General features: G+C 62.7%; 12 protein-coding genes. 4 read left to right on the top strand and 8 right to left on the bottom strand.

Translation table 11 applies throughout. The features are described 5' to 3' along the window. Window positions 1-7 precede the first annotated feature (7 nt). Window positions 8-898 (bottom strand): VOC family protein, encoded by an 891-nt coding sequence (locus tag BLV61_RS00675; protein ID WP_047529101.1) that lies wholly within the window; start codon window positions 896-898, stop codon window positions 8-10. Between the two features lie 230 nt (window positions 899-1,128). Between BLV61_RS00675 and BLV61_RS00670 the strand changes: the two genes are divergently transcribed. From BLV61_RS00670 to BLV61_RS00660, 3 genes are all read left to right on the top strand, one after another. Next, window positions 1,129-2,301 (top strand): acyl-CoA dehydrogenase family protein, encoded by a 1,173-nt coding sequence (locus BLV61_RS00670; RefSeq protein ID WP_090461805.1) that lies wholly within the window; start codon window positions 1,129-1,131, stop codon window positions 2,299-2,301. After that, window positions 2,298-3,488: an acyl-CoA dehydrogenase family protein gene (locus BLV61_RS00665; protein ID WP_090461803.1), complete on the top strand. Its 1,191-nt coding sequence runs from the start codon at window positions 2,298-2,300 to the stop codon at window positions 3,486-3,488. The genes BLV61_RS00670 and BLV61_RS00665 overlap by 4 nt, the downstream gene beginning before the upstream one ends. A gap of 86 nt (window positions 3,489-3,574) precedes the next feature. After that, on the top strand, window positions 3,575-3,991 hold the full coding sequence (locus tag BLV61_RS00660) for a hypothetical protein (RefSeq protein WP_090461801.1): 417 nt from the start codon (window positions 3,575-3,577) through the stop codon (window positions 3,989-3,991). Between the two features lie 875 nt (window positions 3,992-4,866). On the opposite strand, the gene BLV61_RS00655 is transcribed toward BLV61_RS00660, so the two are convergent. The 3 genes from BLV61_RS00655 to BLV61_RS00645 are packed head-to-tail and all read right to left on the bottom strand — an operon-like array spanning window position 4,867 to window position 7,024. Then, a complete protein-coding gene (locus tag BLV61_RS00655) occupies window positions 4,867-5,496 on the bottom strand; it encodes a nuclear transport factor 2 family protein (protein ID WP_208604219.1) in 630 nt (209 codons plus the stop codon). A 5-nt stretch (window positions 5,497-5,501) separates the two neighbouring features. Further along, window positions 5,502-6,275 carry an SDR family NAD(P)-dependent oxidoreductase gene (locus BLV61_RS00650; protein ID WP_047529094.1) on the bottom strand — a complete coding sequence of 258 codons (774 nt, stop codon included), beginning with the start codon at window positions 6,273-6,275 and terminating at the stop codon, window positions 5,502-5,504. 14 nt (window positions 6,276-6,289) lie between these two features. Further along, window positions 6,290-7,024, bottom strand: coding sequence for an SDR family NAD(P)-dependent oxidoreductase (locus BLV61_RS00645; RefSeq protein ID WP_047529092.1), 735 nt, complete (start codon window positions 7,022-7,024; stop codon window positions 6,290-6,292). Window positions 7,025-7,283: 259 nt separating this feature from the next. On the opposite strand from BLV61_RS00645, the gene BLV61_RS00640 reads away from it, so the two are divergent. Further along, window positions 7,284-8,117 (top strand): alpha/beta fold hydrolase, encoded by an 834-nt coding sequence (locus BLV61_RS00640; protein ID WP_090461796.1) that lies wholly within the window; start codon window positions 7,284-7,286, stop codon window positions 8,115-8,117. A 152-nt stretch (window positions 8,118-8,269) separates the two neighbouring features. Here the strand turns inward: BLV61_RS00640 and BLV61_RS00635 are convergent, their stop codons facing one another. The 4 genes from BLV61_RS00635 to BLV61_RS00620 form a co-directional block, all read right to left on the bottom strand. Next, a complete protein-coding gene (locus BLV61_RS00635) occupies window positions 8,270-9,502 on the bottom strand; it encodes an NADH:flavin oxidoreductase (RefSeq protein WP_047529088.1) in 1,233 nt (410 codons plus the stop codon). A 73-nt stretch (window positions 9,503-9,575) separates the two neighbouring features. Continuing rightward, a complete protein-coding gene (locus tag BLV61_RS00630; RefSeq protein ID WP_047529086.1) occupies window positions 9,576-11,222 on the bottom strand; it encodes a DUF1302 domain-containing protein in 1,647 nt (548 codons plus the stop codon). Window positions 11,223-11,316: 94 nt separating this feature from the next. Then, window positions 11,317-12,927, bottom strand: a complete 1,611-nt coding sequence (locus BLV61_RS00625) for a FadD3 family acyl-CoA ligase (protein ID WP_090461793.1) — start codon at window positions 12,925-12,927, stop codon at window positions 11,317-11,319. 32 nt (window positions 12,928-12,959) lie between these two features. Next, complete coding sequence (locus tag BLV61_RS00620) at window positions 12,960-13,982, bottom strand: ferredoxin--NADP reductase (protein ID WP_090461790.1); 1,023 nt, start codon at window positions 13,980-13,982, stop codon at window positions 12,960-12,962. Between the last annotated feature and the right edge of the window lie 47 nt (window positions 13,983-14,029).

The raw sequence follows: 14,029 nt of genomic DNA, 5'->3' as shown, positions 1-14,029 counted from the left end.
CAATTCCTTACTGTCGGCCGACCGAAAAGTCGTGCCCCCAAATGCTCACGCGGGTGAACTCGAATGCCGAATGCTCGGCCCAATCGACTTGCAATCCACCAAAGCCGTATTCCAGATCGAATCCCGACGGTGTCTTCATGTAGAAACTGGTCATGCGATCGTTCAGGTGCTGGCCAAGCGTTGCCGACAGGTTCACGTCATGGGCCAGCAACCGGTCATGGGCACGACCGACTTCAGTCATCGAATCCACCTCGACCATCACGTGCACGCAACCTGACGGCACCGGGTATTCGGCCAGCGCCAGGCTGTGATGGCGGGCGTTATGGCAATGCAGAAAGTGAATGCGCACGGGTGGCTTGGACGGATCCGGGCGGAAGTTGAAAATGTCCGACAGCTCGAAACCCAGCACGTCCTTGGCGAACGCCAGCGTGGCGTCGAAGTTCGGCGCCGGCAGCACGGTATGGCCCAGGCCCATGTCGCCGGTGATGAAACGCGGCACACCCTGGGGCGACACAAACGGCAGGCAGTCGGAGCGATGACCCCAACTCAGTTCATGGGTGTTGCCCGACGGATCGGTGACTTTGACCAGTGCCTGGACACCACGCTGATCGATTTCGGCGGGGGTGCCCGGCTGCCATTCAATACCCGCGGCAGTCAGGTGCTCGAGGGCCGCCTGGAACGCCGGCTCGCCAGGCAGTTCCCAGCCGGATGCCAGATAACGTGCCTCGCTGCCTTCGACGATCAGCATGCGAAACGGGCGCTCGTCCATTTTTACGTACAGGCCCCCGCCCGGCGCCGCATGCACCTGCATGCCCAGCACGTCTTCGGCATAACGCTGCCACTGACTGAGGTTCTCGATCTGGGAGACGAAATAGCTCAAACCACGAATATCGATCATGCCTAAGTTCTCATTGGCTGAAGGGGGTGCGTGGCGAGCATTGTGCAAAGCGCCGCCCGCCGCTTCATCGTCCGTTGAGACTAAGCACCACCACGGCCTGCGCGCTCCTGCGGGCGAAGAACGATGACGCGGCGCAACCAACTGCCTGCGCACTAGTCCGTTTTAGTGATTCGACAGTCGCCCCGAACAACCCAGACTGCTGCATCCATCCGCCTTGCAGAGACAACCCCATGGAGTTCGCTTTTACCGAAGAACACCTGATGATTCGCGACAGCGCCGAGCGTTTTCTCGCCGCCGCCAGCGATTCCCATGCCGTGCGTGCCGCCATGAGTCGCGCGGACGGTTACGACCCCGATGTCTGGCGGCGCATCGGCCTTGAGCTGTGTTGGCCGGCGCTGATGATCCCTGAGCATTTCGGTGGCATGGGCCTGGGGTTTGTCGAGCTGGCGATTCTGCTGGAACAGAGCGGTCGCTTCCTGTTGGGCTCGCCGCTGTTCGCCACGACCTGCCTGGCCACCCCTGCGCTCCTGGCGGGACACAACACGGCCCTCCAGGAACACTGGCTCAGTGCGATTGCCGCCGGTGAAACCACGGCGACGCTGGCGTTCGCCAGTGGCAAAGGCTGGGATGCACGCAGTGTGCAAGCGATCGCCCGGCCCGCTGCCGGCGGCTGCTACCTGAACGGCGTCTACACCCAGGTCATCGACGGGGCACAAGCGGACTTGCTGATCGTCGCTGCGCGCAACCCCGGCAGCGTGGGGGAATCGGGTATCAGCCTGTTCGCCCTCGCTGCCGATACGCCGGGGATCCTGTGCACGCCCCTGCCCACCCTGGATCAGACTCGGCGCCTGGCACGTATCGAACTGCACGATGTGTTCGTTAACGAGGCGCAAATGCTCTGCGCCCCCGACCAGGGCTGGCCGGTGCTGCGCGAGACCCTTTCGATTGCCGCCGCCGGCCTGGCCGCCGAACAGGTCGGTGGCGCGCAGCAAGTGCTCGACCTGACGCTGGCGTACATTGCCGAACGCCGGCAATTCAACCGCACCATTGCCAGTTTCCAGGCCATAAAGCACCGCTGCGCCGACATGATGCTGCAGGTCGAGTGCGCCCGTTCCGCGATCTACTACGCCGCCTGCGTCGTGCAGGAACACCTCGACCCCGAAGGTGATATCGCGGTGGCCAGCGAACTGGCCATGGCTGCCGCGACGGCGAAGATCCATGCCAGCGAAGCATTTTTCCACTGCGCCGCCGAATCGATCCAGTTGCATGGCGGCGTAGGTTTCACTTGGGAATACGACCCGCACTTGTACTTCAAGCGCGCCCGCGCCAGCGAGCAATTGCTGGGCAGCCCGGCGCTGCATCGTGAACGCATGGCGACACACCTGTTTGGAGAAGACGCATGAAAATCGGTTTCAGCAAGGCCGACGAGGCTTTCCGTCAAGAGGTCGCCCAATGGATGGCCGAGCACCTGAGTGGTGAGTTTGCGTCGCTGCGCTATCGCGGCGGCCCCGGCGACGAGCATAGTTTTCCCGAGGAACGTAAAGCCTGGGAGCGAGAACTCGCCGCAGGTGGCTGGATTGGTCTCGGATGGGCCACAGAGCAGGGTGGGCGAGGACTGAGCATCTGCCAGCAGGTGATTTTCCATGAGGAATACGCCCGGGCCGGCGGCCCCGGACGCATGGGCCATATCGGCGAAGGACTGGTCGGCCCGACCCTGGCCGCCTTCGGCACCCCTGCCCAGCAACAACGCTTGTTGCCAGGCATCCTCACTGGCAGCGAGTTCTGGTGCCAGGGCTATTCCGAGCCCGGCGCCGGTTCCGATCTGGCGAACGTGCAAACCCGGGCCAGGCTCGATGACACGGGCGAACACTGGCTTATCAGCGGCCAGAAAGTCTGGACCTCGCTGGCGCACGAAGCCGATTGGTGTTTCGTGCTGGCGCGGACAGAGCCCGGGAGCCAAGGGCATCATGGCCTGTCATTCCTGCTGGTGCCGATGGCCCAGGCGCAGATCCGCGTGCAGCCGATCCAGCAATTGACAGGCACCAGCGAGTTCAACGAAGTGTTTTTCGATCAGGCAGTCACCCGCGCCGATAACCTGATCGGCCAACCGGGCGACGGCTGGAAAATCGCCATGGGCCTGCTCGGCTTCGAACGCGGTGTCTCGACGCTGGGCCAACAGATGCAATTTCAAAACGAGCTCGATGAAATCATCCGCATCGCCCGCGCCAATGGCGCCTCGCGCGACCCGTTGCTGCGCCAGCGCATCGCACAGGCGTGGTCGGGACTGAAGGTGTTGCGCTACAACTCGCTGCGCATGCTCTCCGGTCCGCAGGATGGCAGTCTCAAGCGAGAAGCCATGATCTACAAACTGGCCTGGTCCACCTGGCACTCGGATCTTGGGAAACTGGCGATGGATGTGTTGGGCGACGAGGCAGAAATCCTCGAGGGCGCGCCTTACCAGCTGAGCCGTTTGCAGTCGCTGTTCCTGTTCACCCGCTCCGACACGATTTATGGCGGCAGTAACGAGATACAGCGCAATATCATTGCCGAACGGGCGCTGGGAATGCCGCGGGAGGCGCGGGCTGTCTGAATGCCTGCGTTGTCCTGGCGTTTTTCGCGAGCAGGCTCGCTCCTACAGGGTCCACACAGATCCTTGTGGGAGCGAGCCTGCTCGCGATGGACGTCAACGATAACGCGGGCTGTCTGAATGCCCGCGTTGTCCGCACGTTTTTCGCGAGCGGGCTCGCTCCTACAGGTTCCACGCAGATCCTTGTGGGAGCGAGCCTGCTCGCGATGGACGTCAACGATGACGCGGGCTGTCTGAATGCCCCCATTGCCCGCGCGTTTTTCGCGAGCGGGCTCGCTCCTACAGGGTCCACGCAGATCCTTGTGGGAGCGAGCCTGCTCGCGATGGACGTCAACGATAACGCGGGCTGTCTGAATACCCGCATTGCCCGCGCGTTTTTCGCGAGCGGGCTCGCTCCTACAGGGTCCACGCAAATCCTTGTGGGAGCGGGCTTGCCCGCGATGGACGTCAACGATAACGCGGGCTGTCTGAATACCCCCATTGCTCGCGATGGACGTCAACGATAACGCGGGCTGTCTGAATGCCCCCATTGCCCGCGCGTTTTTCGCGAGCGGGCTCGCTCCTACAGGTTCCACGCAGATCCTTGTGGGAGCGAGCCTGCTCGCGATGGACGTCAACGATAACGCGGGCTGTCTGAATGCCCCCATTGCCCGCACGTTTTTCGCGAGCGGGCTCGCTCCTACAGGGTCCACGCAGATCCTTGTGGGAGCGAGCTTGCTCGCGATAGTCGGCAACGATGACGCGGGCTGTTTGAATGCCCGCGTTGTCCTGGCGTTTTTCGCGAGCGGGCTCGCTCCTACAGGGTCCACGCAGATCCTTGTGGGAGCGAGCCTGCTCGCGATGGACGTCAACGATAACGCGGGCTGTCTGAATGCCCCCATTGCCCGCGCGTTTTTCGCGAGCGGGCTCGCTCCTACAGGGTCCACACAGATCCTTGTGGGAGCGAGCCTGCCCGCGATCGACGTCAACGATAACGCGGGCTGTCTGAATGCCCGCGTTGTCCTGGCGTTTTTCGCGAGCGGGCTCGCTCCTACAGGTTCCACGCAAATCCTTGTGGGAGCGAGCCTGCTCGCGATGGACGTCAACGATAACGCGGGCTGTCTGAATACCCCCATTGTCCGCGCGTTTTTCGCGAGCGGGCTCGCTCCTACAGGTGCCACACAGATCCTTGTGGGAGCGAGCCTGCTCGCGATCGACGTCAACGATAACGCGGGCTGTCTGAATGCCCGCGTTGTCCGCACGTTTTTCGCGAGCGGGCTCGCTCCTACAGGGTCCACGCAGATCCTTGTGGGAGCGAGCCTGCTCGCGATGGACGTCAACGATAACGCGGACTGTCTGAATGCCCCCATTGCCCGCGCGTTTTTCGCGAGCAGGGGCGAAGTCAGCGAACCCGAATCTTCGGGTCACCCGCCCCGCGTCGCAGCGTCGCAAGAAACCCCTCCAACGGCGCCGGCTCGGCAATTTCCGGCAACGCTTCCTTGTCCGGCCGTTTCGCCCAGAACGCATCCCAGGACGGGAACAGTTCGTGGAAGGTACCGGCATAGGGCTCGCGCCCCGGCCAACGCATTTTCAAGCCGCCGATCGGTGGCTTGTTCAGGTCGGTCGCATACCAGTAGCACGGCAGGCGACGACGGAAACACCAGCGCCCATCAATCCGCTCGTAGTCGTCCCAGTACAGCATCTGCATGATCACCCACTCGGGGCCCGTCTCATGCTCGTTCTTGGAATAGACCACGCCTGTGGCGTGATCCGGGTCACTGAACTCGATGATGTGCTGGCCCAGGTGATGGGACGTGCCGTGAAACTGCTTGCGCATGGTTTCGTCCAGCCAGGCCTTGAGGTGCGCCCGACCGCTCTTGTCGCGACCCACACGCACATCCGGGGCGAAACAGTTGGCCATGGCGTCCATGTCACGCATATCCAGGGCCAGCGCGTATTTGCCGGCCAGTTGACGGATCGCGTCCAGCGACTCCAGGCGGTCGATGCGCTCAAGCAGCGCGGCGGATTCCAGGCCCATCAGTCGAACACCGTGTACAGGTCGGAACCACGTCCGCCGTCGACCGCCAGACTGGCGCCGGTGACATAGGAGGCCTCGTCGCTGGCCAGGAACAAAATGGCGTTCGCCAGCTCCACCGGCAGGCCGACCCGTTTCATCGGGATGACTTTTTCGGTGTTGGCACGGGCCTTCTTGTCGCCGAGCATGCCGGCGGTCGCCGGGGTATCGACCACGCCCGGGATGATCACGTTGCAACGGATGTTGTGCGGCGCGCCTTCGCTGGCCGCTGCACGGCTGAAGTTGATCACTGCCGCCTTGGCCGCCGAGTAACCGGCCATCTGCGCGGTACCGAACAGCCCGCAGATCGAGGCGATGTTGACAATCGAACCGCCGCCCTGCTCTTTCATCAGGCGCATCGCCGTGCGCGTGCCGAAGAAGGTGCCATCGACGGTGGTGGCGAAGTTGGCGTGCCAGTCGGCGGTGGTCATGTTGTCGATGTCGCCCCAGGTGTAGGCCATCGCATTATTGACCAGGATGTCCAGACGTCCGTGACGTTGTGCCGTGGCTTGCAGTGCACTGACGTAGGCTTGCTCGTCGCTGACATCGGCGACGGCGATTTCAGCCTGGCCGCCGAAGCCGAGAATTTTTTCCTGCACACCCTGCAGTGGCTCAACGCGGCGCCCGCACAGCACCACAGTAGCGCCCTCCTCGGCAAACCGCAGCGCGGTGGCTTCGCCGATGCCGGAACCCGCGCCGGTAACGAAGGCGATTTTTCCCTGTAAACGCTTGTTCATCAGTCTCTCTCCGATCAGATAAAGGCCATGCCGCCGTTGACGGCAACGTTCTGGCCGGTCATGAAACTGGCGTCTTCGCTCGCGAGGAACACCGCAACACGGGCGATTTCGTCCGTCTCGCACATGCGGCCCAACGGCACGTTTTTCAGCAGCGCTTGCATGTAGTCGTCAGGGATGCCGGCCATCATTGGGGTATTGGTCGGTCCCGGCACCAGGGTGTTGACGCGAATACCGCTGGCGGCCAGTTCCCGGGCGATCGAGCGGGTCAGGCCCATCACCCCGGCTTTCGAGGCGCAGTAGTGGCTGGGACCGTCGCCGGTCAGCGCGGCGGTGCTGGAAAGGTTGATGATCGCTCCCTTGCGTCCACCCTTGATCATCAGCCTGGCGCCTTCGCGACAGCACAGGAAGGTGCCGCCCAGGTTCACGCCGATCACCCGCGCCCAGCTCTCGTCAGGGGTTTCAAGGAAGCTGTCCAGGGCGCCGACGCCCGCGTTGTTGACCAGGATGTCGAGGCCGCCGAAGTGTTGCTCGGCCTGGCCCATGGCATCGGCCACGGAAGCACTGTCACCAACATTGCAGGCCAGGGCCAGGACTTTATCGCCCAGGTCCGCAAGACTCTCGGCCAGCGCAATCTGGTTGAGGTCGACCGCCACCACCTTGGCGCCTTCGGCGACAAATCCACGCACGATGGCCTGGCCCATGCCCTGCGCGGCACCGGTCACGAACGCCACTTTATCGAGTAACTTCATAGCAATCTCCGAATGGACGAATACGCTGCGGCCCGCTGCCCTTGCAGTGGAGCCGTCCCCTGCATGATTAGCGGCAAGTGCCTGGCCACACATCGTCCGATGAGACTATCGCCGCGTGGTCTGAACGGACGATGTGATCCCTCCCGTCAACGCCCAGCATTGGCGGGGTGCGCACCTCGCCAGGCGCTGCATCCCCTTCAATCTGCTCCGGCGCCTGGCGCGGCTGTGCTTCATGAATCCGCAGACAATGGAGAACCCCATGAATCAACCCGTAGACCTGCCCCTGCCCGTCGGCCATTACGCAACGCTGCCCAACGGGTTGCGCCTGCACTACCTGGATGAGGGCACGGGCCCCGTGGTGCTGTGGCTGCATGGCAGCGGCCCGGGCGCCAGTGGCTACAGTAATTTCAAGGGTAACTATCCGCAGTTCGTCGCTGCCGGTTACCGCAACCTCGTGCTCGACCTTCCGGGTTTCGGCCGCTCGGACAAACCCGAAGACGTACAGTACAACCTGGATTTTTTCGTTGACTGCGTGGCGGCCGTCCTGGAATCCGTCGGCGTGAAGCGCTGCACGCTACTGGGTAACTCATTGGGTGGTGCGATTGCCCTGGGCCTGGCCCTGCGCCTGCCGCAATTGCCCCAGAGTCTGATCCTGCTGGCACCTGGCGGTGTCGAGGAGCGGGAAACCTACTTCAAGATGGAAGGCATCGTGCGCATGGTCAGCCTGTTCAGCGCCGGGCCCATTGGCATGGAAGAAATGCGCAACATGATGCGTCTGCAGTTGTTCGACGATTCGATCCTGCCGGAAAGCCTGCTGCAAGAACGCGTGGCGGTGGCCGTGACTCAACCGAAGAACCTGTTCAGCACGATGATGGTGCAGAACATGGAATCGCGCCTGGGCGAGATTCAGTGCCCGATCTTCGGTTTCTGGGGCAACAACGATCATTTCAACCCGGTCAGCGGCGCCCAGCGCATCATCGATGGCGCAGCGAATGCCCGGTTCATCGTGCTCAACCGCTGCGGGCATTGGGTCCAGGTGGAACACCGCGAATTGTTCAACCGCAGCTGCATCGACTTCCTGCAGAACGGTTGAAACCCGTGGCGACGCGGTTTGATAAAGACGCCGCGGTATCTGGTTCGTTGTAGGAGCGAGGCTTGCCCGCGAACTGGACGATGCGGTGTCCCTGTGTCACCGCGTTATCGTTCCAGCCGGGCAAGTCTCGCTCCTGCCACCAGGGCTCGATTTCAGGCCCCCGCCGCCGGCAGGCGGTTCAATTCGGCATCACCGGGCTTACCCAGTACGCAGGAGGTGCCACCGGGCGTGTACATCATCGCCACGCAGCGGTTGCAGGCGGTGCAGATCGAATCGCGGCTGGTGCCACTGGCGAGCTTGTTGACATAGTCATTCTCGGCCAGCAATACCCGGCCCATGGCGACCAGATCGAAACCCTCGGCCATGATCGTCTCGATACTCGCCAGGCTCTTGGCGCCGCCCAGATACGCCAGCGGCATCTTCACCGCCGCCCGCACCTTGCGCGCATGTTCCAGCAGATACAGCTCGCGGAACTCCACGGTCGGTTCCTTGCGGCGCTGGATGGCCATCGCCAGGGCAATGATCTTGTTCTTCTGCTGTACGCGGTTTTCCTTGGGGAACGAGGAGCCGAACATGGTGGTGATCGACTCGGCGTTCATCCCCGCGCTGAGCACCAGCAAGTGGGCGCCCTCCTGCTCCAGCATGCGGGCGATCTTCGCCCCGTCTTCGGCACTGTTACCAGCGCGAACCCCTTCGGTGACGCTGTACTTGCAGATCACCGCCATCTCATGACCGACCGCATCCAGCACCGCGCGCAACACCCGGCGCGGAAAACGCAGGCGGTTTTCCAGACTGCCGCCGTACTGGTCTCGACGCTTGTTGTACATCGGCGAAATGAACTGGCTGAGCAAATAGCCGTGGCCCATGTGGATTTCCACCGCATCGAAACCGGCCTGGCGTGCCAGGCGCGCGCCCTGCGCGAAGTCGCGCACCACCTGTTGCATGTCAGCCTCGTTCATCGCCTGCTTGAGGAACATGCCGCTCATCAAGCCGATCTTGTTGAAGCCGCCGCTGGCCGACAGCGGACGCTTGGTCGAACGTTCACGGATAAAGGTAAAGCAGCCGCCGTGGGTGATTTGTGCGCTGGCCAGGCCACCGGCTTCATGCACGCCGTCGGTCAGGGCCTTGAAATGCGGCAGGCTGGCCTGGGTCAGGGTCAATTGGTTGGGCAAAGTACGGCCATCGTTGCTCACCGCGCAGTAGGCCACGGTCGTCAGGGCGATACCGCCCGCGGCCAGGTCCGAGTGCAACTTGACCAACTGCCTGGAAGGCACGCCCTGGGCACTCATGCCCTCATTGGTGGCGGACTTGATAAAGCGGTTTTTCAGGGTCAGTGGGCCAATCGCAATCGGGCTGAACGGTGACGGGGTCGGACGAGGGTTCATGAGATGCCTCTCTTTATTGTTATCAGGCTACGAACGCAGGCTGCGTCGCCTCATCGCGACGCAGCCCTGTTCATCAGAAGGTGTACTTGGCGTTGAGCGACAGGTAATCGCGGTCAGCCAGCAGCCGGCCTTGGGCGACGTCAGGCGAACTCAGGTAGGCGACATAGGTCATGCCGATCTGGAAGTTGCCCAGATACTTGAAGTCACCGCCCACGGTCAGACGCTTCTCGTCGCGCCCCAGCCCCTGATAGGCGCTGCCGTCGACGTTCTGCGTCCATACCACTTTGGTGCTGAGGTCCAGGCCGTTGGCAATGGACGGGTAGTCCATGTAGGCGCCCACGCCGAGCAGGGTCGAACCGCGGGTCTGAGTCTTCGATTCGAATTCATCGAAGGTACCGTCCACGCCGGGGCCTCCGCCGGTGATTGTCAGGCTGTCCACCCCGGCGATGCGCTGATGCACCACTTCGCCCATGAAGGTCGTCTGCTGGGCCAGCAAGCTTGGCCCGAGGATGTACGACGCGTTGAGGTTGCCTTGCCAGATTTGCCCGGTGGTCGGCGAGCCGTTGTTCAGGTAGACAGAGGCGCCGTCGCGGTAGCTCAGGTCACCGGCATACTGCACCGAATCGCCGACCTTGGAGCTGAAGCTGATGCCGGTGAGCTTGACGTCTTCGAAGTAGCCCAGGCGATAGATCGGCGCGGTGCCGTCATGGCCAATGCTCTTGAGCGATGAATATTGGGTGGTGCCGGTGAAGTCGAAGAACAATGAGCCGATGCGCTCGTTGTAGCGGTAATGGAAAAGCCCCACCTCGGTGTTCTCGGTGACCCGGTAACGCACGCCAACGCCCCATTGGCCGCTGTCGCTGGGGTCTTTCTCACCGCCATAACCGACCGCCACACCGCTCGGCAAGCCGTCTACCTGCCCACGACCCAGACGAAAGAATTCGGCACCGGGACCAAAGGTATCGCTGCCGAAATAGTCCCCCACCGGGTTCAGTTCAGTCTTTTCCCACTCGTACTGGTAGTAGCCCACCAGTGCCAGGTCTTCATTCAGCGACCAGGAGCCCGACACCTGCCCCACCGGCAGGTAGGAGTCCTTGGCCTCGGTGCCGGGCACGTTGAACTTGGTGGCATCCACCGGGGCCTGCCCCTGGCTGATGTTGGGCCAGAACAGGCTCTCGCCCCAGGCCACCAGATGCCGCCCGGCTTTGAGCGACAAGTACTGTGTCTCGCCCATTTCAAAGTTGCCATACACATAGGCATCCAGCAGGCGCGCGGTGCTGCCGCTCTGCCTTCTGGTTTCATCACTGAAACCATCGTTGTGTCCCAACTTGTTCACTGTGTCCGGTGAGTCGTTGGCATTGCGCTGGTGATAGACGTCGTCATAGAAATCACTCCCGCGCAGCACCGCGCCGAGGTTGTCATGCTTGAGCAACAACTCGCCGAACAGGCTCAGACGATTGTTGATCAAGGAGCCGCGCTTGAAGTTGCGCGTGCCGTCGTCGTTGTTCGGGTCGTTGAGATATTGATTGGCCTGTTTGGCGGTGCGCATGGAAGCGGTGTAGTTGACCGTCAACGCCGATTCCAGTGTGGTGTTTTCCCCCAGTTCGATCGTCGGCGCAGCGTGGGCCGAGGCACCGGCAACGGTAATGGTCGCCGCCAACAGGCTGCGTCCTCCCCACAGATTTGCCGAATGGCGCACAACCGTATTTCGCGTAAGCATGCTCCTCTCCTTTTTGTTGTTTTGTGCTTGTGTCAACGCAGCATGAAAAGAACCGCCGCCGCGCACATCGTCCATTTGGCGAGATGGGACCGATTTACGCCGGGGTGCTGCCCACCAGCGCGCGCAGTTCGTTTTTCGCCACCTTGCTCGAGGGGTTCAATGGCAAGGCGTCGAAGAAGCGCACTTGGCGCGGCACCTTGTAATTGGCCATTTGCTCGCGGCTCCAGGCGATCAGTTGAGCCTCATCGAGCACTTGACCTTCGCGCAGCACCACGCAAGCACAGCCGACCTCGCCCATGCGTTCGTCGGCGATACCGATCACCGCCACCTGGGCAATCGCCGGGTGTTTGATCAGCGCCGCTTCGATTTCCGCCGGGTAGCAGTTGAAACCGCCAACAATGAACATGTCCTTCAAGCGATCGGTGATGATCAGGTTGCCCGCCTCGTCCAGGCGCCCGACATCGCCGGTGTGCAGCCAGCCTTCGGCGTCGATGGCTTCGCGGGTCGCTTCGGGGTTCTGGAAGTAGCCCTGCATGACGTGGAAGCCGCGCAGGCAAATCTCTCCGGTCTGCCCTGGTTCCAGCGCCAGGTTATGCGGATCGCGGATGCTCACTTCGGTGCCGGCAATTGGCCGTCCGCTGGTGCCGGCGATCACCTGCGCCGAGTCCCGGGGATCGCAGATGGTCGCCAGCCCTCCGCACTCGGTGAGTCCGTAGGCGGTGGTGACCACGGCAAATCCCAACTCGTTGCGCATGCGCTCGATCAGGCTTGGCGGAATGCTGGCCGAGCCGGTCACGGCGATGCGCAGGCTCGACAGATCGGTTTGCTTGAGTCGGGGATGGGCCAGCAGCGACAGGTACAGGGTCGGCGCACCGGGCAGTACGCTGATGCGCTCGCGGGCGATGCGCTCGAACACCGCTTCTGCGTCAAACACCGCGTGGGGCAGGATGGTCGCGCCGCCGATCAGGCAGGTCAGCCATCCGGCCTTGTAGCCAAAGGCATGGAAGAACGGATTGACGATCAGGTAACGATCGCCCGGCACCAGGCCAATGATCTTGACGTATTCGGTGAAGGCCCGCAGGTTCTGGCCGTGGCCGCTCATCACACCTTTGGGCTTGCCGGTGGTGCCGGAGGTGAACAACAGATCGCACATGGCCTCGGGGCCGACTGCCAGCGCACGGCGCCTGGCACTGTCGGCATCGATAGTCGCCGCGCCAAGCAAGAACTGCGCAAGGGTGAGGTCCGAAGACTGGGCAGGCGTTTCACCCTCGACAATGATCAGGTGTTCCAGGCTGGCCGGCCGATGCGGTGCCAGCAGCGCCGGGTAATCGACATCGAGAAAACGTTGCTGGACGAACAACACCCGGCAACCGCTGCGCTCCAGCACATCGGCGGCCTCCGGGCCCTTCATGCGCGTGTTGATCGGCACCAGCACTGCACCGGCGCACTGGATGCCAAGCGCTGCGAGGATCCAGTCAGCGCTGTTGGGCGCCCAGACACCAACCCGGTCACCCGCCTGGATGCCCAGTGCCATCAAGCCCCTGGTGAATTCCAAGACACGTTCGGGCAAGCGGGCATAGTCGATACATTGGCCGTTTTCCTCGATGGCTGTGCGACCGGCGAAGCGTTCCGCACTGCTGAAGAGCAACTGGGCCAGGGTGACAGGGGCTGCGCTCAAAGGCGCGAGGTTCAGGCTCTGATTCATCGTAGGCTCTGGCTTGGCATCATTCAGGGACGTCATTCGGGAAAACGGATATGCAGTTGCGCGGTGGTCGGCACAGCCTGGCAGGCCAGGATCCAGCCTTCGGCCAGATCGCCCGCGTCCAGCGCATCGTTGTGCAGCAGCTCGACATCACCGCTTTCCAGCTTGCACATGCATGAGGCGCAGCCACCGACACGGCAGGCGGCGGGTGGATTGAGGCCGGCACGCTCCATGGCGGCCAGGACCGTTTCGCCACTGTCGCATCCCAGTTGATAATCCTGGCCGTCCAGACGCACCGCCAACCGTGCGGCCACGGCGGCTTCGCTGCTGCTGATTGGCGGCTGTTCGCCTTCGCCGGGCAGCGACACGAAGCGCTCGACATGCACTCGGCCATCCGGCATGCCCAAGTCACCGAGGGCGCTGACGACTGCGTCCATGAACGGCGCTGGTCCGCAAATAAACGCTTGGGCATCGACAAACGGCCGCGCCAGTTCGCACAGTTGTCCGACACTCGGCACGCCCTGGACCGAGTCGAGCCAATGGACGATTTGCAAGCGTTGCGGATGGGCGCTGGCCAGGGCCTTGAGCTCATCCTTGAAAATCACCGAGTCTTCATCACGGTTGGCGTAGATCAACAGGATGCGACCGGTTCCCGCGAGCAACGCCGAACGCAGGATCGACAGCACCGGCGTCACACCGCTGCCGCCGCCGAACAGCAATAAGTCGCTGTCCAGGTTGCGTGGCACGAACACACCGGCCGGTGGCAGCACCTCCAGCGCCTCGCCAGCCTGCAGCTCGTCGCACAGCCAGTTGGAAGCGCGTCCCTGATACACACGCTTGACCGTCACCCGCAGCGGCTCATCGAGCAACGGCGTGCTGGACAAGGAGTAACACCGAGGCAGCCAACCGTCCTCGAAAGGAACACGCAGTGTCAGGAACTGGCCGGGTTGATAACGAAAGCGTTCAGCCAGATGCTCAGGCACGTCGAAGACCAGGGAGCGCGCATCGGCGGTTTCCTCGATCACGCGTGCCACGCGCAGGGCAAAGTAATTGTTCATAGGTCAGGTACTCATGACCACCTGCCCGCATGCCGCGGACAGGTGCA

Origin of the sequence: Pseudomonas mohnii (assembly GCF_900105115.1) — a bacterium.
In the GTDB taxonomy this organism is placed as follows: domain Bacteria; phylum Pseudomonadota; class Gammaproteobacteria; order Pseudomonadales; family Pseudomonadaceae; genus Aquipseudomonas; species Aquipseudomonas mohnii.
The sequence above is the reverse complement of the archived record's forward strand: the minus strand, read 5'-3'. Positions and strand labels throughout refer to the sequence as shown.

Excerpts from the sequence above, each read along its gene's own strand:
- BLV61_RS00675 (WP_047529101.1), bottom strand. The coding sequence starts at position 898 with ATGATCGATATTCGTGGTTTGAGCTATTTCGTCTCCCAGATCGAGAAC.
- BLV61_RS00670 (WP_090461805.1), top strand. The coding sequence starts at position 1,129 with ATGGAGTTCGCTTTTACCGAAGAACACCTGATGATTCGCGACAGCGCC.
- BLV61_RS00665 (WP_090461803.1), top strand. The coding sequence starts at position 2,298 with ATGAAAATCGGTTTCAGCAAGGCCGACGAGGCTTTCCGTCAAGAGGTC.
- BLV61_RS00660 (WP_090461801.1), top strand. The coding sequence starts at position 3,575 with ATGGACGTCAACGATAACGCGGGCTGTCTGAATGCCCGCGTTGTCCGC.
- BLV61_RS00650 (WP_047529094.1), bottom strand. The coding sequence starts at position 6,275 with ATGAACAAGCGTTTACAGGGAAAAATCGCCTTCGTTACCGGCGCGGGT.
- BLV61_RS00645 (WP_047529092.1), bottom strand. The coding sequence starts at position 7,024 with ATGAAGTTACTCGATAAAGTGGCGTTCGTGACCGGTGCCGCGCAGGGC.
- BLV61_RS00640 (WP_090461796.1), top strand. The coding sequence starts at position 7,284 with ATGAATCAACCCGTAGACCTGCCCCTGCCCGTCGGCCATTACGCAACG.
- BLV61_RS00635 (WP_047529088.1), bottom strand. The coding sequence starts at position 9,502 with ATGAACCCTCGTCCGACCCCGTCACCGTTCAGCCCGATTGCGATTGGC.
- BLV61_RS00630 (WP_047529086.1), bottom strand. The coding sequence starts at position 11,222 with ATGCTTACGCGAAATACGGTTGTGCGCCATTCGGCAAATCTGTGGGGA.
- BLV61_RS00625 (WP_090461793.1), bottom strand. The coding sequence starts at position 12,927 with ATGAATCAGAGCCTGAACCTCGCGCCTTTGAGCGCAGCCCCTGTCACC.
- BLV61_RS00620 (WP_090461790.1), bottom strand. The coding sequence starts at position 13,982 with ATGAACAATTACTTTGCCCTGCGCGTGGCACGCGTGATCGAGGAAACC.